Here is a 24,176-nt window from a genome sequence, read left to right on the forward strand (position 1 = left end):
CCGCAGCCAAGGCCGTAGCCGGGGCCGCCGCACGGCCCGACCCGGTCGCGCCGCTGCTGTCCGTACAGGACCTCACCATGACCTTCCCCGGCCGACGATCCGTGACCGGGCGCCGGGGGGCGCCCGTGCGCGCCGTGGACGGGGTGTCGTTCGACCTGGCGGCCGGCCGGACCCTCGGCCTGGTCGGCGAGTCGGGCTGCGGGAAGTCCACCACCGGCCGGATGCTGGTGCGCCTGCTGGAGCCCACCTCGGGCCGGGTGGCCTTCGAGGGCAAGGACATCAGCCGCCTCTCCCCGTCCGCGATGCGCCCGCTGCGCAAGCACGTCCAGATGGTCTTCCAGGACCCGCACTCCTCCCTCAACCCCCGCCAGACCGTGGCCCGGATCATCTCGGACCCGCTGCTGGTGCAGGGCTGGAGCGCGGGGGACGCCCGCCGCCGCGCCGCCGAACTGATGGAGCTCGTCGGCCTGATCCCCGAGCACATCGACCGCTACCCGCACGAGTTCTCCGGCGGCCAGGCCCAGCGCATCGGCATCGCCCGCGCACTGTCCACCAGCCCCCGGCTGATCGTCGCCGACGAGCCGGTCTCGGCGCTGGACGTCTCCGTCCAGGCCCAGATCGTCAACCTGATGGAACGGCTGCGCGCGGAACTCGGTCTCGCCTACGTGTTCATCGCGCACGACCTGTCGGTGGTCAAACGGGTCAGCGACCGGGTCGCCGTCATGTACCTCGGCCGGATCGTCGAGATCGGGGACAAGAAGTCCCTCTACGAGGACCCGCAGCACCCGTACACCCGGGCGCTGCTGTCCGCCGTACCGCTGCCCGACCCGGCAGCGGAGCGGCGGCGGGAGCGGATCGTGCTGCTCGGCGACCCGCCGAGCCCGGCCGCTCCACCCCCCGGCTGCACCTTCCACCCGCGCTGCCCCAAGGCGCAGCAGATCTGCCGCACCGAGCGCCCGCTGCTGCGACCCGCCGCCTCCCGCGAGGTGGCCTGCCACTTCCCTGGTGACTGACGGGGACCCACGGGAAGCGGCGGTGCCCCGGAGACAAAGGCGTCCCCGGGGCACCGCCGTACGGTGCGGACCCCGCCGGCGGCGGGGCCGGCGGGGCGCAGGGGGCCGGGCTCAGGCCAGTTCCCGGCGGAAGAACTCCAGCTCCAGCGCCATCAGCTTCTCCCGGGTGCCGCCCGGGGTCATGTGGGTGACGCCGGGGAGGGCCAGCAGCTGGTGCGGGCGGCCCGCCTCCGTCAGCGCCCGGGACAGCCGCAGGGTGTGGGACGGGTGGACGTTGTCGTCGGCCAGGCCCGTGATCAGCAGCAGCGGGCGGGACAGCTGCGGGGCGTCCGGGATGAGGGAGTCCCGCTCGTACACCTCCGGGTGGTCCTGCGGGAGGCCCAGGTACCGCTCGGTGTACGCCGTGTCGTAGTGCCGGAAGTCGGTCGGCGCCGCCCCGGCGGCCGCCGCGTGGAAGACGTCCGGGCGGCGCAGCACCGCCATGGCGGAGAGGTAGCCGCCGTACGACCAGCCGCGCACCCCGACCCGGCCGAGGTCGAGGTCGCCGTGCCGGGCGGCGAGCGCGTGGAGCGCCGCGACCTGGTCGTCGAGGGTGACGTCGGAGAAGCCGCGGTACATGGCGTGCGTGTAGGCGGGGGAGACGTACGGGGTCCCGCGGTTGTCGATGGTGACCACCGCGAAGCCCTGGTCGGCCCACCACTGGCGGTGCTGGCGGCGGCGCTGGTCGGCGGTGACGTCCTGCATGCCGGGACCCCCGTAGCCGTCGACCAGGACGGGCAGCCGCCGGCCGGGGACGTGGTCGCGGGGCAGTACGAGGGCGGTGGGGATGCCGTGCTCGGTGACCCGCTCCAGGACCGCGTCCACCCGGTAGGGCAGGGGCTCGGACAGGTCGGCGGGGGTGAACTCCCGCCCGTCGGGGGTGCGTACCGTGCGCCGTACGCCGTCGGCGTCGGCGCAGGTCAGCAGCAGGGTCCCGGCGGACGCGGACACGGTGTGCACGCCGGGCCCGTCGGCGACCGGGGTCAGCTCCCCGGTGGCCGGGTCCAACAGCAGCACCTGCTGCTCGGACGGGTCGCGCAGGCCCGCCTCGATCAGCAGCAGGCCCGCGTGGACCCCGGCCACGGCGCGGACCTGGACCCCGTCCCCGGTGAGGAGTGCGCCGTCCACCGCGAGGGCGCGCGCGGCCCCGCCCGGGGTGTCGGCGCAGGTCAGCATCCGCCCGTCGGCGAGGCGGGCCGGGGTGCCGGGGACCAGCGGGTCCACCCACTGCGGGTGCGTGGTGCGGGACAGCTCCCGGGTGCGGCCGGTGGCCGGGTCGGCGGAGAGCAGCAGGACGCAACTCTGGAGCCGGTCCTGGACGGTCAGCAGGATCTCGTCGGCGGACTCCCAGCCCGCGTCGGAGACGTACGGGTAGGCGTCGGCGTCCCAGTCGAGCCGTATCCGGGTCCCGCCGTCGCCGAGCACCCACAGCTGGACGTCGGCGTTGGGCCCGCCCGCCTCGGGGTAGGCGAAGTCCTCGGCCGGCAGCTCCGGATGCGCCGGGTCGGCGAAGTAACGCCGCTGGAGGGCGGATTCGTCGACGCGGGCGGCCAGCAGGGTGACGCCGTCCGGGGACCACCAGTGGCCCCGGTGGCGGCCCAGCTCCTCGGCGGCGGCGAATTCGGCGAGGCCCCAGCGGGCCCCGTCGTCCGGGCTGATCCGGCCGCCCGGGGCCACGTACAGGACGTCGTCGGCGACGTACGCGGTGCGCGAGCCGTCGGCGTTCGGCCGCGGGTCCAGCGCGGGTCCGGCGGCCGGGATCTCCTTCGGGGTTCCGGCGCCGCCCGCGGCGACCTCGAAGAGCCGCCCGTACAGCGCGAAGGCGGCGTGCAGGCCGTCGCCGGACAGGGCGTACGAGCCGATTCCGGCGGCGACGAGCCGGGTCCGCTCGCGCAGTCGGCGCTCGGCCGCGGGGAGGGGTCCGGGCTCGGGGCACAGGGCGCGGGGATCGGCCAGCCGGGTCTCGGCGCCGGTGGTGGTGTCGAGCACCCAGAGCGAGTCGAAGGCGTCGGTAGGGCCGGTCGACCGGAGGAACCAGAGCAGCCGGCCGTCGTCCCCGAAGGCGAAGGCGCGCGGGGCGCCGTGGGTGAAGCGGGCCGTGCTCGCGGAGAGCCTGAGGAAGTCATCCATGATCGTAGTGTGACATGTGAAATGTCACTGCCACTAGGCTGTTCGAGTGGTGACCCCGGAGGCGCGGGCTTAGCGTCGAAAAGGTGGATCCGAACGCATCGCCGAGCAACAGCGGGACCGAAGGCAAGGTCCGGGGAAACGGCAGCGGACTCGCCCTGTTCGTCATCGCCTCCTGCCAACTCATGGTGGTTCTCGACATCACGATCGTGAACATCGCGCTGCCGCACATCCAGACCGCTCTCGACTTCTCGACCGAGAGCCTTTCCTGGGTCGTCAACGCCTACACCCTCGCCTTCGGCGGACTCCTGCTCCTCGGCGGCCGCACCGGCGACATCCTCGGCCGCAAACGGGTCTTCATCTTCGGCGTCCTGCTCTTCGGGCTGGCCTCGCTCCTGGGCGGACTCGCCCAGAACGAGGGCCAGTTGATGGCCGCACGCGCCCTCCAGGGCGTCGGTGGCGCCATCGCCTCCCCGACCTCCCTCGCGCTGATCACCACCACCTTCCGCGAAGGACCGGCCCGCAACCGGGCCTTCGGCGTGTTCGCGGGCGTCTCGGCCGCCGGCGGTGCGATCGGACTCCTCGCGGGCGGCATCCTCGTCGAATGGCTCGACTGGCGCTGGGTGCTCTTCGTCAACGTCCCCATCGCCATCGTGATCGCCGTACTGGCCACGAAGGTCCTGCACGAGTCCGAACGCCACCCGGGACACTTCGACTTCGCGGGCGCGCTGCTGTCCACCCTGGGCATGGTCTCGCTCGTCTACGGCTTCATCAGGGCATCCCAGGAGGGCTGGCGCGACCCCATCACCCTCGGCTCCTTCGGCGCCGCCGTGGTCCTGCTGACCCTCTTCATCCTCAACGAACGGCGCTCGCCGCAGCCGATCACCCCGCTGCACATGTTCGCCGACCGCAACCGGGCCGGGACCTACGGCATCATGCTCATGCTCGCCTGCGCGATCTTCGGCATGTTCTTCTTCCTGACCCTGTTCGTGCAGATCGTGCTGGGCTTCAGCCCGATCCAGGCCGGCCTCGCCTTCCTGCCGGTCAGCGCGGTGATCGCCGTGGGTGCGGCGATCACGGCGAAACTGCTGCCGAAGTTCGGCCCCAAGCCCTTCATGGTCACCGGCGCGCTGTCCTCGGCGGCCGGACTCGCCTGGCTGACGCAGACCGACGTCGACTCGACGTACCTCGGCAGCATCCTGGGCCCGATGCTGCTCTTCGCCCTCGGCATGGGCCTGCAGTTCGTCTCGCTGACGCTGATGGCCCTGTCCAACGTCACCGACCGGGAGTCGGGAGCGGCGTCCGGACTGCTGAACACGATGCAGCAGGTGGGCGGCTCGCTGGGCCTGTCGATCCTGGTGACCGTCTACGGCACGGCGAGCCGCAACGAGGCCAAGCAGCAGATACCGGAATTCCTCAGCACCGCCGGCCCGGTGCAGAAGGCCTTCTTCCAGCGCACCGGGCAGCTCCCGAAACCGTGGGGCGACCAGGTCCTCACCTCCGGCATCAGCGCGGCCTTCGTCGTGGCCTCCCTGTTCACCCTGGTCGGAGCGCTGATCGCACTGTTCGTCATCCAGGTCCGCCCCTCGGACCTCGCGCGCCTCCAGGGCAACCACAAGCCGGCGGTCGACCGGACCTGAGGGACGGGGGCCCCGGTGGCGCTACCCCTCCCTACGCCGCGGTGACGCGGGCCGCGAAGGCGTCGAGGTTGTCGGACATGCGGGCGAGCCGCTCGTCCAGCGTCAGGGACTCCTCGTACCGCCCGGCGCGCAGCTTCGGCTGGCGCTTGCCGCGTACGTACAGGGGGCAGGCGAGGTCCGCGCAGATGTACGTGCCGACCGTGTTGCCCTCGCGGCCGCGGGCGCCCGCCAGTGGCGCGGCGAGCAGGGTGACCCCGGAGGAGGCGTGACCCGTCAGGCAGATCTGGCACAGGCTGGACTTCACCACACTGGTGCGGCCGACGGCCGGCACCCGCAGCGAGATCCCCAGCGGACCGCCCGCGTCTTCCCGGGGCAGCACGAGATGGGCCCGCAGGGGCGCTCCCGGGTCCACCCACCCCAGGAAGTCCAGGTCCTTCCAGGGCAGTTCGGCGAAGTCGAGCGGCAGGCGCAGTCGCGCCGCCTCGCCCTTCGTACAGTTCACGAAGGACGAGCGGATCTGTTTCTCGGTGAGTGGTTCCACGGGCATCGACACTATTGCCTGCCCTGACCTGCCCGCATCCCGTATTTCCGTGACAAGGCACCCCCTACGGGGTGTCCAGGCGATGGATCCGGCAGCGCGCCGGGCCGTTCGTCCGCAGGGTGATCCCGGCGCCGACCGGGATCTCGGTGTCCACGGCCTCGAAGGAGTAGGCCCGCAGGATCATCGCCAGCGCGATCACCGACTCCAGCATCGAGAAGTGCTGCCCGATGCAGGCGCGCGGGCCCCCGCCGAACGGGAACCAGGCGTAGCGCGGCCGCCCCGCCTCCGCCTCGGGCGTGAAGCGCTCGGGGTCGAAGCGGTCCGGGTCCGGCCAGTAGGCGGGGTGGCGGTGCGTCACCCAGGGCGCCAGGATCACGTCCGCGCCCGCGGGGACGGTGTGCTCGCCGATCCGGGTGGTGGCGACGGCCTTGCGCCCGATGACCGGCGCGGCCGGGTACAGCCGCATGGCCTCTTTCAGGACCTGGGTGAGGTACGGGAGCCGCTCCAGGTCGGCGGCGCCGGGGGTACGGCCGCCCAGGACGCGGGAGACCTCCTCGCGGGCCCGGTCCTGCTGCTCGGGGTGGCGGGCCAGCAGGTGCAGGGCGAAGCAGAGGGAGGTGGCGGTCGTCTCGTGCCCGGCGAGCAGGAAGATCAGCACCTGGTCGCGCAGCTCGGCGGCGTCGAACTCCCCGTCGTCCGAACTCCGGGCGGCGGCGAGCAGCGTCAGCAGGTCCTCGCCGGGAGCCCCGGCCCCGGTCGTGGTCGCGGCCCCGGCCCCGGTCCCGGCCCCGTTCCCGGCGCGCCGGCGCTCCGCGATGATCCTGTCGCAGACCCCGTAGAGCTCGTCCATCGCGGCGGCCGCCCGCCGGTTGCCGGGGGTGGGCCAGTGCCGCGGGACGTTGGCGGGGGAGTAGCCGCGGCGCAGCACGTAGTCGGTGATGACCGGGAAGCATTCGGCCACGACGTGGGCGGTGGCTTCGACGTCGGTGCCGAACAGGATGCGGGCGACGGCGCGCAGGGCGAGGTGCGCCATCTCGTCGGAGACGTCCACGATGCCGCCCGGGGCGTCGCCCCAGGCGGTGATGACCGACGCGGTCTCGGCGGCGATCGCCCCGGCGTAGCCGTCCACCCGGCGCCGGGTGAACAGCGGCTGCACGAGCCGGCGCTGGCGCAGGTAGTCCTCGTCCTGACTGGTCAGCAGCCCGTTGCCGAAGGATTCCCGGACCTCTTGGTAGAAGTGGTTGTCCTTGCGGAAGCGGGCCGCGTCGGAGGCGAGCACCTGCTGGGCGCCCGCGGGGGAGAAGACGCAGTAGAGCTCGGCGCGCATCCCGGGCGGACCGGCCGTGATGCGTACCAGGTCACCGTGTTGGTGCTGGGCCCGCAGATAGGTACCGAGGGAGTCGGACTTCAGGTCGAACAGCGACCCGAGCAACGGCACCCCGGCGAGCCCGGGCACCGCCTTCCCCGTCTCCGCTGCGGAGTTCGTTCCCACGGCCACGGCCGCCCCCTTCGTCCTACGGAAGCCCGATTCTGCCGCGCCCGCGCGCCCCTGGCCAGGACGGCGTCCCATCAGGCCGAAGAGTGGCCGGATGGCCACCTTGCCGCCGGTGGCCCGGCCCGTTCCGCGTGGCGGTCAGCAGGGGGCGCGGCCACAATGGAGGGGTTATCTGCGTTGCACCCCGAGGTGATGGTCATGTGCCGATGGCTCGCGTATTCGGGAACACCCCTGCTGCTCGAAACCATCCTCTACAAACCGGCCCACTCGCTGATCGACCAGAGCCTGCACTCCAGGATGGGCGTGGAGACGACGAACGGCGACGGGTTCGGCGTCGGGTGGTACACGCAGGAGCCCACGGCCACCCCGGCGACCTTCAGGGACATCGGTCCCGCCTGGAACAACCGGAACCTGCGGGAGATCGCGGACCACGTCCGCTCCCCGCTGTTCTTCGCCCACATCCGGGCATCGACCGGCACGGCGGTGCAGCAGACGAACTGTCACCCGTTCCGGCACGGCCGCTGGCTGTTCATGCACAACGGGGCCATCACCGAGTTCCACCGGATGCGGCGGGACCTCACCCTGCTCGTCGACCCCGCGCTGTACCCCGATGTGGAGGGGACGACGGACTCCGAGGTGATGTTCCACCTGGCCCTCACCTTCGGTCTGGAGGCGGACCCGCCGGGCGCGGTGGCCCAGATGGCGGGCGTGGTGGAACGCGTCGGCCGCGAGCACGGTGTGGAGTACCCGCTCCAGATGACCCTCGCCATCAGCGACGGCGAACGCCTCTGGGCCTTCCGCTACTCCAGCCAGAGCGCGTCGAGGACGCTGTTCTACAGCAGCCGGGTGGACGCGCTGCGCAGGCTCCACCCCGACATGGAGTTCCTCCAGGAAGTCTCGGACGATACCCGCCTGGTGGTCTCCGAACCCCTCGGTGACCTCCCCGGCGCCTGGAACGAGGTCCCGGAGAGCACCTTCGGCATCGTCGAGCCGGGGAGGGACTCCCTCCACCCCTTCACCCCGCAGGCGGCGTAGGCCTGGCGCCGGATCAGCCGACGGCGCCGAGGACCGGCGACGGGACGGCACCGGTGGGTGCGGCCGTACGGTTCGGCGGCGTCGTACTCCCCGCCGTACCCGCCGTGTTGCCGGCCGGACCGGTTCCCGAAGCGGCCTGTCGGCGCCGGCGTCGGCGGAACTGCTGCCTGCGACGATCCGCCTGTGAGTTATGGCCTTGCAGTGTGGGACGGGGACCGTCCGCGCGACGACCATCAAGCGGGCTCGACCCATGACGAGCTCTACGAGCGCTACCTGGAGGCCGTCTGGGCCTCACCGCCGGTCATCGACGAGGCATCGGGCCCGATCGTGTACCTGCTCATGTCCTACGGCAAGGCTGAGGAAGTATCGGAGTACGCCGCCGCGCTGGCCCGTGAACACGGACTCGTCTGCTTCGATCCGCAGGGAGAACGCCTGCGGCCGTGAGCGCTCAGCGCGACGGGCGGCAGGGTCACCGGGGGCGGTGTCAGTAGCCCCAGCGCTGGCCGACGCTGTCGTCGTCGCGGCAGTGGATCGTGCGCCCGTTGGCGTCCCGGCCGGACGTGCCGACATCGGCCTTCCGGCAGATCTGACCGGCCTTGTAGCAGTTGCCGGCGTTGGAGCGGGGATAGCAGTCGGTGCTCGCCTTGGTGGGCGCCGGCGCGGGGGCCTGGGTGCGGGTGGGAGCCGGCGGGGCGGGGGCGGCCTTGGTGGGCGCCGGCGCCTGGGTGGTGGGCTCGGCGGCCGGGGCCGCAGGCGTCGGCGCCGCCGTGGTGGGGTCGGCGGTCGGGGTCGCGCTGGCACTCGGACTCGGGCTGGCCGACACCGCGGAGGGGCTGGGGCTAGCACTCGCGGTGGTGGCGGCGCTGGTGCTCGGGGTGGTGGCCGGCGCGGCCGGGTCGCAGGCGGCGAGCGCCAGAACGGCGGCTATGACGGCGACGGCGCCTCTACAGCCCTGCTTGAACTTCATCGACTTACCGCGGGGCATGGTGGTCATCGCGAACTCCTGGGTCGTGAGTGTTTGTTGAGCGGCGTTCAAGATACCCAGAAAGTTGAATTCGCTACTAGTGTGTGCGGGGGATGAATTGGAGATGCGAGTGGTTCGACGCGCCGAAGTCCGTCGCACACCGCTTCAACTCGGTTGATGGCGCACGGGTCTCTGTAGGACGCTGGGTCGCTCAGAGCGAAGAGAGAGTGCCGCCGATGACCGAGTCCCCGCTGGTCCGCCCTGTTCCCGTCAGCGGATTTCCCGAATGGTTACCCGAAGTCCGCATGGTGGAGCAGAAATGGCTCGATCTCATTCGGTCGGGATTCGAGAGGTATGGATTCTGCTCGATCGAGACGCCCTCGGTGGAGCCCCTTTCCGTGCTCACCGCCAAAGGCGAAACCTCCAACGAGGTGTATGCGCTCAGGAGGTTGCAGGAAGATGGTGATGACGCCGGTGACTCCCGGATCGGCCTTCACTTCGATCTGACCGTGCCGTTCGCGCGCTACACGGCCCAGCACTTCAACGAGCTCGTGTTCCCGTTCAAGCGCTATCAGATGCAGCGAGTATGGCGCGGCGAGCGGGCTCAGGACGGGCGATTCCGTGAATTCACCCAATGTGACATCGACGTGATCAACGTCGACCACCTGCCGCTGCACTTCGACGCCGAGCTGCCGCGCTTGATCCACGAGGTCATGACCGGCCTGAACCTGCCCGCCTGGACGCTCGACATCAACAACCGGAAGGTCCTTCAGGGCTTCTACGAGGGGCTCGGCATCGGTGATCCCTTGGCCGTGATCCGTGCCGTCGACAAGCTGGACAAGGTCGGTCCCGAGGGCGTGGCGAGGATCCTCTCCGGCGAAGTCGGCCTGTCCGCACGGACCGTCGACTCCTGCCTCGCGCTCGCCCGGATGCGCGGCAGCGGCCCGGCCGTCGTGGACGGCGTCAAGGGTCTGGGCGTGACGTCCGAGTTGCTCACCGAAGGCCTCGACGAGCTGAGCTACGTACTGGATTCCCTGGACGACCTGCCGGCCGGCAGCGTCGTCGCCGACCTCTCGATCGCGCGTGGGCTCGACTACTACACGGGAACGGTCTACGAAGGAAAGTTCGTCGACTGGCCGAACTACGGCAGCATTTGCTCCGGCGGGCGCTACGAGAACCTGACCGGATCCTTCATCCGGCGCAGCCTTCCGGGCGTGGGAATGTCGATCGGACTGACGCGCATCTTCGCCAAGCTCCTGGCGGAGGGGCTCCTGGAGACCGGCGCGAAGTGCCCCAGTGACGTTCTCGTGGTCGTCCCGCGGGCCGATCGATGGAAGGAAGCCGAGACCGCGGCCGCGCGCCTGCGCGGGCGGGGGATGAACGTCGAGCTCTACCACCAGGCCGACAAGGTGGCCAAACAGGTCCGCTACGCGTCCCGGAAGGGCATTGCGTTCGTCTGGTTCCCGCCCTTCGAGGAGGGGGCGGCGCACGAGGTGAAGAATCTGGCAACGGGCGAGCAGACGGCGTCGGACCCCACGAACTGGTCTCCGCCTCCGCGCTAGGAGCACGCCGGTCGGCGGCGAGGGCGCTCGCGGGCGCAACGCGAGCGCGCAAGACCGTCGTCGGCCCGGGGGACGGGAGCCCGTCCTGCCCCCCGGCGTACTTAAATGTCGCGGAAGATCTCGATCTGGGCGCCCACCGAGTTGAGGCGTTCGGCCAGTTCCTCGTAGCCGCGGTTGATCACGTAGACGTTGCGCAGCACCGAGGTGCCCTCGGCCGCCATCATCGCCAGGAGGACGACCACCGCCGGGCGCAGGGCCGGCGGGCACATCATTTCTGCCGCGCGCCAGCGCGTGGGGCCCTCGACCAGGACGCGGTGGGGGTCGAGGAGCTGGAGGCGGCCGCCGAGGCGGTTCAGGTCCGTCAGGTAGATGGCCCGGTTGTCGTACACCCAGTCGTGGATCAGGGTCTGGCCCTGCGCCACGGCGGCGATGGCCGCGAAGAAGGGCACGTTGTCGATGTTCAGCCCGGGGAACGGCATGGGGTGGATCTTGTCGATCGGGGCTTCGAGCTTCGAGGGGCGGACCGTGAGGTCGACCAGGCGGGTGCGGCCGTTGTCCGCGTTGTACTCCGCCGAGCGGTCGTGGTCCAGGCCCATCTCCTCCAGGACCGCGAGCTCGATCTCCATGAACTCGATCGGCACCCGGCGGATGGTGAGTTCCGACTCCGTGACGACCGCGGCGGCGAGCAGGCTCATCGCCTCGACCGGGTCCTCGGAGGGGGAGTAGTCCACGTCCACGTCGATGCTCGGGACGCCGTGGACGGTGAGCGTGGTGGTGCCGACGCCGTCGACCCGGACGCCCAGGGCCTCCAGGAAGAAGCACAGGTCCTGGACCATGTAGTTGGAGGAGGCGTTGCGGATGACGGTCACGCCGTCGTGCCGGGCCGCGGCCAGCAGCGCGTTCTCGGTGACGGTGTCCCCGCGCTCGGTCAGCACGATCGGGCGGTCCGGGGAGATCCCGGGGACGACCTTCGCGTGGTAGATGCCCTCGGTCGCGGTGATGTCCAGGCCGAAGCGGCGCAGGGCGATCATGTGCGGCTCGATGGTGCGGGTGCCGAGGTCGCAGCCGCCCGCGTAGGGGAGCCGGAAGGTCTCCATCCGGTGCAACAGCGGGCCCAGGAACATGATGATGGAGCGGGTCCGGCGGGCGGCGTCCGCGTCCATGGCCTCCATGTCGAGGCGGGCCGGCGGGATCAGCTCCAGGTCCACGCCGTCGTTGATCCAGCGGGTGCGCACGCCGATGGAGTTCAGGACCTCCAGCAGGCGGTAGACCTCCTCGATGCGGGCCACTCGCCTCAGCACCGTACGGCCCTTGTTGAGCAGCGAGGCGCAGAGCAGGGCGACGCACGCGTTCTTGCTCGTCTTGACGTCGATGGCGCCGGACAGTCGGCGGCCGCCCACCACGCGCAGGTGCATCGGACCGGCGTAGCCCAGGGAGACGATCTCGCTGTCGAGCGCTTCGCCGATGCGGGCGATCATCTCAAGGCTGATGTTCTGGTTGCCGCGCTCGATCCGGTTCACTGCGCTCTGGCTGGTGCCGAGGGCGTCAGCGAGCTGACTCTGTGTCCAGCCCCGGTGCTGCCGGGCGTCACGGATGAGCTTGCCGATGCGTACGAGGTAGTCGTCTGCCATGGGGGCACGCTATCTCAGATATGAGATGACCCTTGCGTTGGGTGCGGCAAATGGGTGAATTGAGTGGAAGTTACCGGCCATCAGGTCCCATGGCGGGTTCCCCGTACGCGTGATGGTCGACGATGCGACCCAGGAGGCGGGTGAGCTGTTCGCGCTCCCCGGTGGACAGCGGGGCCAGTAGCTCCTCCTGGGCCGTGGCGAGGATCTGTTCCAGTGTGCGCAGGTGTCGCCGGCCGGGCGGCGTGAGGGTGATGACGTTGCGCCTGCGGTCTTCGGGGTCGGGGGTCCGCTCCACCAGTGCGCGCGCGGCGAGTTCGTTGATGACGGCGACCAGGTCGCTGCGGTGGATGCCGGTGCGGGCGCTGAGGGCGGCTTGGCTCGCCGGGCCGCACTCCTCCAGGGCGACCAGGGCCGCGTAATGCCATTTGTGGGCATCTGCCCCGCTCAGTCCCTCGGTCACGAGTCGCTGCGCGTGGGTGGACGCCTGCCCCAGCAGGCGGCTGGGCAGTTCGCGCAGCCGTGCGGGGACGAGGGGTCCGTTCTCTTCCGTGGTCATGGGGGCGATGTTACCCATTGCGTTAGTGGCACTAACGATATAATTTCGTTCGCGCCACCAACGTTAGTCAGGCCAACGATTGCGGAAGGGGCTTCCCATGCCCACGATCGACGTACTCGACTCGACGATGCACTACGAAGACCTCGGTGCCGACCGCGCCCGCTCCGGCGGCGTCCCCTTCGTGTTCCTGCACGGCAACCCGACCTCCTCCCACCTCTGGCGGGGCGTCCTGCCCCGGATCGAGGCCGGGGTCCGCGTCCTGGCCCCGGACCTCATCGGGATGGGCCGCTCCGGAAAGCCGGGCGGGGAGTACCGCTTCGAGGACCACGCCCGCTACCTGGACGCGTGGTTCGACGCCCTCGGGCTCGACGAGGTGGTGTTGGTCGGTCAGGACTGGGGCGGGGCGCTCGCCTTCGACCGGGCCGCCCGCCACCCCGGGCGGGTCCGCGGCATCGCCTTCATGGAGACGATCGTGCGGCCGCTGAGCTGGGCGCAGTACCCGCCCGCCGCGCGGGCCCGGTTCGAGGCGATCCGCACCCCGGGCGTGGGGGAGGAGATGGTGCTGGACCGGAACGTCTTCATCGAGGACAGCATCCGGCAGACGGTGCTGAACCCGATGGGCGAGGCGGACCACGCCGTCTACGCCGCCCCCTACCCGACCCGCGAGAGCCGGCTGCCCATGCTGCGGTGGGCCCGCTCGCTGCCCATCGACGGCGATCCGGCCGATGTGCACGCCGTCGTCGAGACGTACGACGCCTGGCTGGCCGACAGCCCGGACGTGCCCAAGCTGCTGCTCACCTTCGACGGCTCACCGGCCCTGATGGTCGGCCCCGAGACGGTCGCCTGGTGCGAGGAGAACGTCTCCGCGCTGGAGACCGAGTACTGCGGCCCGGCCGCCCACCTCTGCCCCGAGGACCGGCCCGAGGAGATCGCCGCCGCCGTCAACTCCTGGGCCGTCCGCCACGGCCTCGCGGCGGGCTGAACCCGGAGCCGAGCCCGGGGCCGAGCCCGGATCCGAGCCCGGGGCCGAGCCCGGATCCGAGCCCGGAGCCGAGTCCGGCGGCGCCCCGCTCAGTGCTTGCAGGCGTGGTGGCGCCCTCCGGCGTGCACCGTGGCGTACGAGGCCGGGCGCGGGCCCGAGGCGGCGCCCGCCACCCGCGCCGAGGCCGCCCTGCCCGACGCCGAATCCGCGTCGTGCACCACGCGGCCGCCGACCAGGGTCATCCGTACCCCCGTCCCGCTGATGTCGGCCACCGGGCAGCGCGTCACGTCCCGGTCCAGCACCACCAGGTCCGCCGCCCGGCCCGGCTCCACCGTGCCCGTCAGCTCCTCCTGGCGCAGCTGCCACGCCGTCCCCGACGTGTGCATCCGCAGGACCGCGTCCCGTCCGAGCCCCTCCAGTTCGCGGTACAGCGGGCCCGCCCCGAAGGCGCCCTGGCGGTCGATCGCCGTCCGCAGCTGGTTCCACACCTGGAGGGCGTCCACGGGCCAGTCGGAGCCGCCCGACAGCCGCGCCCCCGCCTTCTCCAGGCTCCGCGCCGGGTACATCCACCGGTGCCGCTCGGGTCCGATGTAGGGCAGGAGCGCCTCCATCGTCCAGGTGTCCTTCGCCGCCCACTGGAGCTGCATGCACGCCGTGACCCCCAGCTGTGCGAAACGCCGCAGGTCCGCCGGGTCCACGAGCTGGAGGTGTGCCACGGCGTTGCGGGCGTCCCGCAGCCCCGTCACCCGCTTGGCGTACGCGTACCCGTCCAGAGCGGTGCGCACCGCACGGTCGCCGAGTCCGTGCGCGTGCATCTGCCAACCCGCCCCGTTGAAGGCGGCGCTGAGCCGGCCGTAGTCCGCCGCCGAGGTGTAGAGCTCGCCCCGGTTGGCGGTCGGCCGGCCCTGCCCGTCGAGGTAGGGCTCCAGCAGCGCGGCGGTCTGCGCCGGGTACTCGATGACCCCGTCCAGGAAGACCTTGACCATCCCGAACCGGAGCCCCCGCACGCCCGCGAACTCCCGCCGCAGGCCCCGCGCGTACGCCAGCGCCCCCGCCGGGTCCTTGGTCTGCTCCGCCTCGAGCCGGATCGCCGGGACGATCCGCTGCGGCAGCTTCCCCGCCGCCGACAGGGCCTGGTACAGCTCCAGTTCGTGCCGTCCCACCAGCGCGTCCATCATCGTCGTGACCCCGGACGCGGCCGCCAGCTCCAGCACCTTGGCGCAGGCCGCGACCAGGTCGGCCCGGGTGGGCTCCGGTACGTGCCGCCGTACCAGGCCCTGGGCGTCGTCCTTCAGGACGCCCGTCGGCCGCCCGTCCGGGCCCTTGACCACCTTGCCGCCGACCGGGTCGGGCGTGGCCGCCGTGATCCCGGCGATGTCCAGGGCCCGCTGGTTGGCCCACAGGTTGTGCCCGTCGCCGCCGACGAGGGCGATCGGCCGCCGGGTCGGGAGCGCGTCCAGCATCGTGTGGTGCGGGTTGGTGCCCACGGGGAGCAGGCCGACCGGGTTCCAGTCCTCGACCACCAGCCAGCGGTCGGGCTCCGCGCCCGCGCCTCCCGTCTCGGCGAGGAAGCCGGTCAGGAGCTCCTGGAGCGCGGCCAGGGTGGTCTCCGCGCCTTCCAGCGAGGGGGACAGCGAGCGCTCGCCCGCGCCGAGCGGGTGGACGTGGCCGTCGTGGATGCCGCTCATGACCGTGTTGCCCCGGGCGTCGACGACCTCGGTGTCCCGGCCCACGTACCGGCGCAGCGCCGCGTTCGTCCCGGTGGCACAGATCTTGCCGTCCCGGCCGACCGCGACGGCCTCGACGGCCTCGACGGGCGCCCGGCCGCCGGTCCCGGTGAACACCGACGCGTGGTGGACCACCAGGGCCGCCGAACCGCGCCCGGTGGAGGGAGCGGCCGAGGGCGCCGGCGAGGCCGCGGCCGGAGCGGCCCCCAGCAGGCCCGCGGCCCCGGCGACCCCGGTGATCCCCGCGGCGGCGAGGAGTCCCCGGCGGGAAAGGTGCGAAGAAGACGTCATGCCCACTCCAAACGTTGATGTGACCAGGACACTGTTTGATTAACCGCTTAACCAGAAGCCGCCTCCGGCGACGAAATCCGTACGATGGCCGCGTGCCAGAGCACCCACCCGCGCCGGGACCGACGGCGGGACCGACGCCGGGACCGACGCCGGGACCGACCCTCGCCGACATCGCGCGCGCCGCCGAGGTTTCCACCGCGACCGTCTCGCACGCGCTCAACGGCACCGGCCGCCTCGGCGAGTCCACCCGGCGACGGGTCCGCGAGGTGGCGGGCGCGCTCGGCTACGGAGCCCGCCGCGGCCCGCGCACCCGTACCCTCGGCGTCGCGGTGACCACGTACGCGGGGGACGCCTGGGACTTCGTGGGGATCGCCTACTTCTCCCGCTTGCTCACCGCCGCGACCTCGGCCGCGCACGCGCACGGGTACGCCCTGACGACCCTGCCCGCCGACCGGGGCGCCGAGCCGCTGTGGCACACCCTCGCCGTGGACGGGATGCTGCTCCTCGACAGCCCGGCCGGCGACCCGGTGCTGCGGGCCTTGCGGGCGCGGGGACTGCCGGTGGTCTTCGACGGGCGGCCGCCCGACCCCTGGCCGGGGGACGTGTGGGTGGACAACGACCACACCGCCACCACCCGGGAGGTGCTCGACCACCTCGCGGCGTCCGGGGCGCGGCGGATCGCACTGCACACGGGCTACGGCCGGGAGTTCTACACCGGGGCCGTCACCTCGACCTACGAACAGTGGTGCGCGGAGCGCGGCCTGGCCCCCCTCCTGATCCCCTTCGACCCGGACGACGCCGCGGGGCACGCCTTCGACTCCGCCTTCGCCGGGCCGGACCGCCCCGACGCCGTCTATTGCGTGTACGACCCGGGGGGCCGGCAGGTGCTGGCCGCCGCGGCGCGCCACGGTCTGCGTACACCCGGCGCGCCCGGCACAACCGGCAAACCGGGGCATGACGGGCTGCTGCTCGTCTGCGCCAGCGAGGATCCGGCCTACGCCGAGATCGAACCCGCCGTGACCACCGTCACCCTCAATCCCGAGCGGATCGCCGCTTCGGCGGTGTCTGTCCTGGTCAACCTGATCGAATCCGGGCATGCGGAATCGCCTGGTCAGCTGACGGTTCCTGCGGGACTGCGGGTGCGCGCCTCGTCCCTCCCCCCGGACATGTACTAGAGTTATCTCGACATCGAGATATCTGCCGAAGGCGTACCGCAGCCGCCCCCGCTGGTAAGGGTTACCTAACTTAGCCCTACCTTAGCGGATTGGCCAAGGGGCGTGGCGGCAGGATTGCGGTAATACGCGCGAATTCATGCATGAAGGAGACTGTCGTGTCGGCGAACAGCTTCGACGCCCGCAGCACGCTGCAGGTGGGCGACGAGTCGTACGAGATCTTCCGGCTGGACAAGGTTGAGGGCGCTGCCCGCCTTCCCTACAGCCTGAAGGTGCTGCTGGAGAACCTGCTCCGCACCGAGGACGGCGCGAACATCACCGCCGACCACATCCGGTCGCTCGGCAACTGGGACTCGCAGGCCCAGCCCAGCGAGGAGATCCAGTTCACGCCGGCCCGCGTGATCATGCAGGACTTCACCGGCGTCCCCTGCGTCGTGGACCTCGCCACCATGCGCGAGGCCGTGAAGGCGCTCGGCGGTGACCCGGCGAAGATCAACCCGCTGTCGCCCGCCGAGATGGTCATCGACCACTCGGTCATCGCCGACAAGTTCGGCACGAAGGACGCCTTCGCGCAGAACGTCGAGCTGGAGTACGGCCGCAACAAGGAGCGCTACCAGTTCCTGCGCTGGGGCCAGACCGCCTTCGACGACTTCAAGGTCGTCCCGCCGGGCACCGGCATCGTCCACCAGGTCAACATCGAGCACCTGGCGCGCACGGTCATGGTCCGGGGTGGCCAGGCGTACCCCGACACCCTCGTCGGCACCGACTCGCACACCACCATGGTCAACGGCCTGGGCGTGCTGGGCTGGGGCGTCGGCGGCATCGAGGCCGAGGCCGCGATGCTCGGCCAGCCGGTCTCCATGCTGATCCCGCGCGTCGTGGGCTTCAAGCTGACCGGCGAGCTGCCCACCGGCACCACCGCCACCGACCTGGTGCTGACCATCACCGAGATGCTGCGCAAGCACGGCGTCGTCGGCAAGTTCGTCGAGTTCTACGGTGAGGGCGTCGCCGCCACCTCCCTCGCGAACCGCGCCACCATCGGCAACATGTCGCCGGAGTTCGGCTCCACCGCCGCGATCTTCCCGATCGACGACGAGACCCTGAAGTACCTGCGCCTGACCGGCCGCGACGCCCAGCAGGTCGCGCTCGTCGAGGCGTACGCCAAGGAGCAGGGCCTGTGGCTGGACCCGGCCGCCGAGCCGGACTTCTCCGAGAAGCTGGAGCTCGACCTCTCCACGGTCGTCCCCTCCATCGCCGGCCCGAAGCGCCCGCAGGACCGCATCGTCCTCGCCAACGCCGCCCAGCAGTTCGCGCAGGACGTGCGCAACTACGTCGAGGACGACGACGAGGCGGGCAAGGAGTCCTTCCCGGCCTCCGACGCCCCGGCCTCCAGCAACGGCGTGCCGAGCCGCCCGACCCAGGTCACCCTGGCCGACGGCACCTCCTTCGAGATCGACCACGGCGCCGTCACCGTCGCCGCGATCACCTCGTGCACCAACACCTCGAACCCCTACGTCATGGTCGCCGCGGCGCTCGTGGCCAAGAAGGCGGTCGAGAAGGGCCTGTCCCGCAAGCCGTGGGTCAAGACCACCCTGGCCCCGGGCTCGAAGGTCGTCACCGACTACTTCGACAAGGCCGGCCTGACCCCGTACCTCGACAAGATGGGCTTCAACCTCGTCGGGTACGGCTGCACCACCTGCATCGGCAACTCCGGTCCGCTGGACGAGGAGATCTCGAAGGCGATCAACGAGCACGACCTCGCGGTCACCTCGGTGCTCTCCGGCAACCGCAACTTCGAGGGCCGGATCAACCCCGACGTCAAGATGAACTACCTGGCCTCCCCGCCGCTGGTCGTCGCGTACGCCATCGCGGGCTCCATGAAGGTGGACATCACCAAGGACGCCATCGGCACCGACACCGAGGGCAAGCCGGTCTTCCTGAAGGACATCTGGCCGTCCGAGGCCGAGGTCAACGACGTCGTGGCGAACGCCATCGGCGAGGACATGTTCAGCAAGTCCTACCAGGACGTCTTCGCGGGCGACGCCCAGTGGCAGGCCCTGTCCATCCCCACCGGCAACACCTTCGAGTGGGACCCGCAGTCCACCTACGTGCGCAAGCCCCCTTACTTCGAGGGCATGACCATGGAGACCACCCCGGTCTCCGACATCGCCGGCGCCCGCGTGCTGGCGAAGCTGGGCGACTCGGTCACCACCGACCACATCTCCCCGGCCGGTGCGATCAAGGCCGACACCCCGGCCGGCAAGTACCTCACCGAGCACGGCGTCGAGCGCCGCGACTTCAACTCGTACGGTTCCCGCCGCGGCAACCACGAGGTCATGATCCGCGGTACCTTCGCCAACATCCGCCTGCGCAACCAGATCGCGCCGGGCACCGAGGGCGGCTTCACCCGCGACTTCACCGTCGACGGCGCGCCGGTCGCGTTCATCTACGACGCCTCGCAGAACTACCAGGCCGCCGGCATCCCGCTGGTCATCCTGGCGGGCAAGGAGTACGGCTCGGGCTCGTCCCGCGACTGGGCCGCCAAGGGCACCGCGCTGCTCGGCGTCAAGGCCGTCATCGCCGAGTCCTACGAGCGCATCCACCGCTCCAACCTGATCGGCATGGGCGTCCTGCCCCTGCAGTTCCCGGAGGGTGTCACCGCGGCTTCCCTCGGCCTCACCGGCGAGGAGACCTTCGCCTTCACCGGTGTGGAGGAGCTGAACAACGGCACCACCCCGCGCACCGTCAAGGTGACCACCGACACCGGTGTGGAGTTCGACGCGGTCGTCCGCATCGACACGCCGGGTGAGGCGGACTACTACCGCAACGGCGGCATCATGCAGTACGTGCTCCGGAACCTCATCCGCGGCTGAGCCACGGCATAGGCGCCGAAGGGCCGTACCCCCGTCCAGGGGGTACGGCCCTTCCGTTCGTCCGGCGGCGTGTCCATGTGACGGACAGGTCTCAACTCGGAAAAACTGGTGGCCATAAATGTGCATGATCTTGCTCACACGAGCGCAAGTGGACTATACCTGTGCCCGTCCGGATCACCGCGAGGCGAGTGGCTCCGGGCCGGGGGACGGGCGGGGCCCTGTGGTGATGTCCGCATGCACGGCCACCACCGTGAATCTCCGGCCTCCTTCACACTTCTGACGAAGGCGAGGACATGAGCATGGGATCCACTGGTGAGGGCCTCGGACGCCGCGACCTGATCAAGCGCTCGGCAGCACTCGGACTGATCACGGTACCGACGATGAGCTTCCTGTCCGCCTGCGCCTCCGGCGGTGCGGAGAACTCGACGAAGGGCCCGGCCAAGGCGGCGGTGACCAAGGAGAACCCCTTCGGCGTCGCGAAGGGCGGCAAGCTGGACGTCGTCGTCTTCAAGGGCGGGTTCGGCGACGACTACGCGAAGGCCTGGGAGGCCGCCTTCGACAAGAAGTGGGGCACCACCAGCTCCCACCTGGGCACCCAGGAGATCACCGCCAAGCTGCAGCCCCGCTTCAACGGCGGGAACCCGCCGGACGTCGTCGACGACTCCGGTGCCCAGAAGATCCCGCTGGACGTGCTCGGCAAGGGCGGCCAGCTGGCCGACCTCAACGCCGTGCTCGACGCGCCCTCGCTCGACGACCCGAGCAAGAAGGTGCGCGACACCCTGGTGGACGGGGCCGTCGAACAGGGCATGCTGGGCGGCAAGTACCTCGTCCTGAAGTACGTGTACGCCGTGTTCGGCTTCTGGTACTCGGGCAAGCTCTTCAAGGAGAAGGGCTGGGCGGCGCCCAAGACCTGGGACGAGTTCCTCGACGTCTGCACGAAGGCCAAGGACGCGGGCATCGGCGGCCTCGCCCACCAGGGCAAGTTCCCGTACTACATCAACGTCGTCATCATGGACCTGATCGCCAAGAAGGGCGGTCTGGACGCGGTGAAGGCGATCGACAACCTCGAACCGAACGCCTTCGAGGGCAACGCGGCCGCCCTCGCCGCGGTCGAGGCGGTCTACGAGGTGGTCGAGAAGGGCCTGCTGATGCCGGGCACCAACGGCCTCACCCACACGGAGTCCCAGACGGCCTGGAACCAGTACAAGGCGGCCTTCATCCCCTCCGGCTCCTGGCTGGAGAACGAGCAGCTCAAGCAGACCCCCGAAGACTTCGACATGAAGTTCCTGCCGGTGCCCCTGCTCGCCGACAGCAAGATGCCCCTGGAGGCCATCCGGGCCGGCGTCGACGAGCCGTTCATCGTCCCCGAGAAGGCCGCCAACAAGGCCGCGGCCCTGGAGTTCCTCCGTTCGATGCTGTCCCGGGAATGGTCGACGATCTTCGCCCAGCAGGCCAACTCGCTCACGGTGGTCAAGGACGGCGTGGACCCGAGCGTCACGCTGCGGCCCGGCACCCAGTCGGCGGTCGAGGCGCTCAAGGCCGCGGGCGGCAACACCTTCAGCTACCGCTACCCCGACTGGTACAGCGAGATGGACACGGAGATCCAGAACGCGTCCAATGAGCTCATGGCGCAGCGGATCCAGCCCAAGGAGTGGATCAAGCGGGCCCAGGCCGCGGTGAACAAGGCGGCCCAGGACCCGAACGCCAAGAACAACAAGCGCAGCTGACCACTGCGGGGACGGACACCATGAGCCATGTAGCCCAGGGGAGGGGGAAGTACGGTTTCATCGCCGGCTTCCTCTTCGCTCCCCTCGCGCTGTACCTGACCTTCGTCATCTGGCCGTACGTGCAGACGTTCGGTTACTCCTTCACCAACTGGACCGGGCAGTCACCGACGTTCGACTTCGTCGGCACGGACAACTACGCGGCCCTGCTGAAGGACGAGGTCTTCCGCGGCGCGCTGTGGCACAACCTGCTGCTCCTGGTGTTCGTCCCGCTCGTCACCATCCTCCTCGCCCTCTTCTTCGCCTTCATGGTGAACGCGGGCGGGCGCGGCGGGGCCGGCGGAGTGCAGGGGGTCGGCGGCTCGCGCTTCTACAAGGTCGTCTACTTCTTCCCGCAGGTCCTCTCCCTCGCCATCCTCTCCGTGCTCTTCGGCGCGATCTACCGCAGCGACGAGGGCGGCCTGCTCAACGGCTTCCTGACCAAGCTCGGCCTGATCGACGCGAACCACCCGGTCGAATGGCTCAACGAGCCGGACCTCGTCCTGTGGTGCCTGCTCCTCGTCGTCGTCTGGCACGGCGTCGGCTTCTACCTCGTCCTCTTCTCCGCGGCCATGCAGTCCGTCCCCAAGGACATCTACGAGGCCGCGCTGCTCGACGGCGCCGGGCGCGCCCAGACCTTCTTCAAGGTCACGCTGCCCCTGCTGTGGGACTCCGTGCAGACCTCCGCGGTCTACCTGGGCATCGCCGCGATGGACATGTTCGTGCTGGTGTCGACCATGACCTCGGGCCAGTTCGGCGGCGGACCCGACCACCACAGCGAGGTCATGTCGACGGTACTGATGCGCAACTTCCTCTACTTCGGCAAGAGCGGATACGCCTGCGCCATGGGCGTGGTCATGCTCGCCCTGACCATGATCCTCTCCGTCATCACGCTGCGCGCCACCCGCCGCGAGCGCATCGAGTTCTGAGCGGAGTTCCACGATGACCACACAGTCCACAGTGATCAAGGCTCCGGGCGAGCAGGCCCCGGAGCGGTCCGGCGGCGCACGGCGGTCGGGGAAGCGGGAGGGACGCCGCTCCGAGGGCACGACCCTCAACGTCTTCTCGCACGGCTTCCTCGTCGTCTGGGCGATAATGATCGTCCTGCCGCTGCTCTGGCTCGCGCTCGGCGCCTTCAAGACCGACGCGCAGATCGGCGGCTCGGCCCTGAGCTGGCCCTCCAACTGGCACCTCGACGCCTTCGGGCGGGCCTGGACGAAGGGCATCGGAGGGTACTTCGCCCACACCCTCATCGTGCTGGTGTTCTCGGTCCCGCTGACGATGCTGTTCGGCTCCATGGCCGCGTACGTACTGGCCCGCTACCCCTTCACGGGCAACCGGCTCATCTACTACTTCTTCGTCAGCGGGGCGATGTTCCCCGTGTTCCTGGCGCTCGTACCGCTCTTCTTCATGGTCAAGCGCTTCGACATGCTGAACACCTACCAGGGCCTGGTCCTGGTGTACGTCGCCTACTCGATGCCCTTCACGGTCTTCTTCATGCACTCCTTCTTCCGGACGCTGCCCACCGCGATCCACGAGGCGGCGGTCATCGACGGGGCCTCCGACACCCGGATCTTCTTCCAGGTGATGCTGCCGATGGCCAAGCCCGGCCTGATCAGCGTCGGGATCTTCAACGTCCTGGGCCAGTGGAACCAATACATCCTGCCCGCCGTGCTGATGCAGCCGCAGACGAGCGCCGACCCGGAGCGGTACATGCTCACCCAGGGGCTCATCCAGCTCCAGTACCAGATGGGCTACGAGACGGACCTGCCGGTGCTGTTCGCCGGTGCCACCATCGCGATGGTCCCGATGCTGGTGGTCTACCTCTCCTTCCAGCGCCAGATCCAGGCGGGCCTCACCTCGGCGACCCTGAAGTAGAGCCCCGGGGCCAGGAGCCGTCGGGGGCCTTGTCCAGCCTGTAGAGATCTCCGGAACCCGGTCCGCCGATGTGCTGGAAGATCCGGAGGTCCTCGGCGGTGCCGCCGACCTCCCACGTGGGCGAGCTGCACCCCGGGATGTCTATGCGGACCCGCTGCGTCCAGACGTCCCGGCCGCCCTCGTAGACCCAGGTCCCGGAGCCCCAGCAGCCCGGCGACGGGTCGTTGGGGTAGTCGTTGGCGTAGCGCCCGCCGACGCCGGTGGCGGTGACCCGGCCGTCCGAGGTGAAGACCAGGTCGTGGCCCATGCGGTCGTTCCAGAGGCCGACCATGGTCTCCGGCCCGATCCTCGGCGGCTCGTACGCGGGCAGCAGGCCGACGGCGAGCCCGAGCGCGCCGAACAGGCCCGTCCCCGCCACCGCCGCCGTGCCCCACCGCGCCACCCGCCCCAGCAGTCCCTCGTCCCGGGGCAGGGCGATCAGCGCGCCCAGCGAGAGCGAGGCCGTGGCCGAGACCCAGAAGAGCAGCGTGGCCCGCGTCTGCGCGTCGTTGTACGCCGCGAAGCCGAAGACGGGCGGTGCCAGCAGGGCCGCCACGATCAGCGGCGCCGACCACCAGGCCGCGCGCCTGCCGAGCCAGCGGCCGAGGAGGTCGGCCAGCGCGACCGCAGGCAGGACGAAGACCAGCGACAGCAGGAACGAGATGAAGCCGATGAGGGGCACGGTGCCGACCAGGGCCGCCCCGATCTCTACGTAGTTCGGGGCCTTGTCCGGCGGCGGCTGCGTCCGTACGTACAGCAGGACCACCACGACGGTGAGCGCGACCTCCAGGAGCCCCACCAGCGTCGAGACCACCAGCACGACCCCGTACGACCGTTTCTGATGCACG

At 70.6% G+C, this 24,176-nt stretch carries 19 protein-coding genes; 11 read left to right on the top strand and 8 right to left on the bottom strand.

The annotated features are described in order from the left end of the window. The first annotated feature begins 77 nt into the window (after positions 1-77). Positions 78-1,013, top strand: coding sequence for an ABC transporter ATP-binding protein (locus OG594_RS32950; RefSeq protein WP_266606670.1), 936 nt, complete (start codon positions 78-80; stop codon positions 1,011-1,013). Between the two features lie 111 nt (positions 1,014-1,124). Here the strand turns inward: OG594_RS32950 and OG594_RS32955 are convergent, their stop codons facing one another. After that, the gene (locus OG594_RS32955; RefSeq protein ID WP_266606024.1) at positions 1,125-3,182 is read right to left on the bottom strand and encodes an alpha/beta fold hydrolase; all 2,058 of its coding nucleotides are present in this window, start codon (positions 3,180-3,182) and stop codon (positions 1,125-1,127) included. An 83-nt stretch (positions 3,183-3,265) separates the two neighbouring features. On the opposite strand from OG594_RS32955, the gene OG594_RS32960 reads away from it, so the two are divergent. After that, positions 3,266-4,819 carry an MFS transporter gene (locus OG594_RS32960; RefSeq protein ID WP_266606026.1) on the top strand — a complete coding sequence of 518 codons (1,554 nt, stop codon included), beginning with the start codon at positions 3,266-3,268 and terminating at the stop codon, positions 4,817-4,819. A 31-nt stretch (positions 4,820-4,850) separates the two neighbouring features. Here the strand turns inward: OG594_RS32960 and OG594_RS32965 are convergent, their stop codons facing one another. Both OG594_RS32965 and OG594_RS32970 read right to left on the bottom strand, forming a co-directional pair. Beyond that, positions 4,851-5,360 carry an FBP domain-containing protein gene (locus OG594_RS32965; protein WP_266606671.1) on the bottom strand — a complete coding sequence of 170 codons (510 nt, stop codon included), beginning with the start codon at positions 5,358-5,360 and terminating at the stop codon, positions 4,851-4,853. Between the two features lie 64 nt (positions 5,361-5,424). Further along, entirely contained in the window at positions 5,425-6,858 is a 1,434-nt protein-coding gene (locus OG594_RS32970; RefSeq protein ID WP_266606028.1) for a cytochrome P450, read from the bottom strand. Positions 6,859-7,053: 195 nt separating this feature from the next. Here OG594_RS32970 and OG594_RS32975 point away from each other — a divergent pair, with 195 nt between their 5' ends. Continuing rightward, positions 7,054-7,890, top strand: a complete 837-nt coding sequence (locus OG594_RS32975) for a class II glutamine amidotransferase (protein ID WP_266606030.1) — start codon at positions 7,054-7,056, stop codon at positions 7,888-7,890. 183 nt (positions 7,891-8,073) lie between these two features. Continuing rightward, the gene (locus tag OG594_RS32980) at positions 8,074-8,334 is read left to right on the top strand and encodes a hypothetical protein (protein WP_266606032.1); all 261 of its coding nucleotides are present in this window, start codon (positions 8,074-8,076) and stop codon (positions 8,332-8,334) included. Positions 8,335-8,374: 40 nt separating this feature from the next. Here OG594_RS32980 and OG594_RS32985 read toward each other — a convergent pair whose 3' ends face one another. After that, positions 8,375-8,884, bottom strand: coding sequence for a hypothetical protein (locus tag OG594_RS32985; RefSeq protein ID WP_266606034.1), 510 nt, complete (start codon positions 8,882-8,884; stop codon positions 8,375-8,377). A 206-nt stretch (positions 8,885-9,090) separates the two neighbouring features. Here OG594_RS32985 and hisS point away from each other — a divergent pair, with 206 nt between their 5' ends. Next, on the top strand, positions 9,091-10,416 hold the full coding sequence (gene hisS / locus OG594_RS32990; RefSeq protein WP_266606036.1) for a histidine--tRNA ligase: 1,326 nt from the start codon (positions 9,091-9,093) through the stop codon (positions 10,414-10,416). Positions 10,417-10,517: 101 nt separating this feature from the next. Here hisS and OG594_RS32995 read toward each other — a convergent pair whose 3' ends face one another. Continuing rightward, positions 10,518-12,047 (bottom strand): UDP-N-acetylglucosamine 1-carboxyvinyltransferase, encoded by a 1,530-nt coding sequence (locus tag OG594_RS32995; protein WP_266606038.1) that lies wholly within the window; start codon positions 12,045-12,047, stop codon positions 10,518-10,520. Between the two features lie 70 nt (positions 12,048-12,117). After that, entirely contained in the window at positions 12,118-12,603 is a 486-nt protein-coding gene (locus tag OG594_RS33000) for a MarR family winged helix-turn-helix transcriptional regulator (protein WP_266606040.1), read from the bottom strand. A 97-nt stretch (positions 12,604-12,700) separates the two neighbouring features. Here OG594_RS33000 and OG594_RS33005 point away from each other — a divergent pair, with 97 nt between their 5' ends. Then, positions 12,701-13,585 (top strand): haloalkane dehalogenase, encoded by an 885-nt coding sequence (locus tag OG594_RS33005; RefSeq protein WP_266606042.1) that lies wholly within the window; start codon positions 12,701-12,703, stop codon positions 13,583-13,585. Positions 13,586-13,674: 89 nt separating this feature from the next. Here OG594_RS33005 and OG594_RS33010 read toward each other — a convergent pair whose 3' ends face one another. Then, positions 13,675-15,603: an amidohydrolase gene (locus OG594_RS33010; protein ID WP_266606044.1), complete on the bottom strand. Its 1,929-nt coding sequence runs from the start codon at positions 15,601-15,603 to the stop codon at positions 13,675-13,677. A gap of 92 nt (positions 15,604-15,695) precedes the next feature. On the opposite strand from OG594_RS33010, the gene OG594_RS33015 reads away from it, so the two are divergent. The 5 genes from OG594_RS33015 to OG594_RS33035 all read left to right on the top strand — a co-directional run bounded on the left by OG594_RS33015 (position 15,696) and on the right by OG594_RS33035 (position 23,289). Continuing rightward, on the top strand, positions 15,696-16,778 hold the full coding sequence (locus OG594_RS33015; RefSeq protein ID WP_266606046.1) for a LacI family DNA-binding transcriptional regulator: 1,083 nt from the start codon (positions 15,696-15,698) through the stop codon (positions 16,776-16,778). A gap of 155 nt (positions 16,779-16,933) precedes the next feature. Continuing rightward, positions 16,934-19,648: an aconitate hydratase AcnA gene (acnA, locus tag OG594_RS33020; RefSeq protein WP_323185362.1), complete on the top strand. Its 2,715-nt coding sequence runs from the start codon at positions 16,934-16,936 to the stop codon at positions 19,646-19,648. Between the two features lie 293 nt (positions 19,649-19,941). Beyond that, positions 19,942-21,375: an N-acetylglucosamine/diacetylchitobiose ABC transporter substrate-binding protein gene (gene ngcE / locus OG594_RS33025; RefSeq protein ID WP_266606050.1), complete on the top strand. Its 1,434-nt coding sequence runs from the start codon at positions 19,942-19,944 to the stop codon at positions 21,373-21,375. Positions 21,376-21,395: 20 nt separating this feature from the next. Continuing rightward, a complete protein-coding gene (locus OG594_RS33030) occupies positions 21,396-22,340 on the top strand; it encodes a carbohydrate ABC transporter permease (RefSeq protein ID WP_266606051.1) in 945 nt (314 codons plus the stop codon). A 13-nt stretch (positions 22,341-22,353) separates the two neighbouring features. Then, positions 22,354-23,289 (top strand): carbohydrate ABC transporter permease, encoded by a 936-nt coding sequence (locus OG594_RS33035; protein ID WP_266606052.1) that lies wholly within the window; start codon positions 22,354-22,356, stop codon positions 23,287-23,289. Here OG594_RS33035 and OG594_RS33040 read toward each other — a convergent pair. After that, positions 23,267-24,175 (bottom strand): hypothetical protein, encoded by a 909-nt coding sequence (locus tag OG594_RS33040; RefSeq protein WP_266606053.1) that lies wholly within the window; start codon positions 24,173-24,175, stop codon positions 23,267-23,269. The two genes, OG594_RS33035 and OG594_RS33040, sit on opposite strands and share 23 nt — an antisense overlap. Position 24,176: the final 1 nt, after the last annotated feature.

The sequence above is a fragment of the Streptomyces sp. NBC_01214 genome (genome assembly GCF_026340975.1).
In the GTDB taxonomy this organism is placed as follows: domain Bacteria; phylum Actinomycetota; class Actinomycetes; order Streptomycetales; family Streptomycetaceae; genus Streptomyces.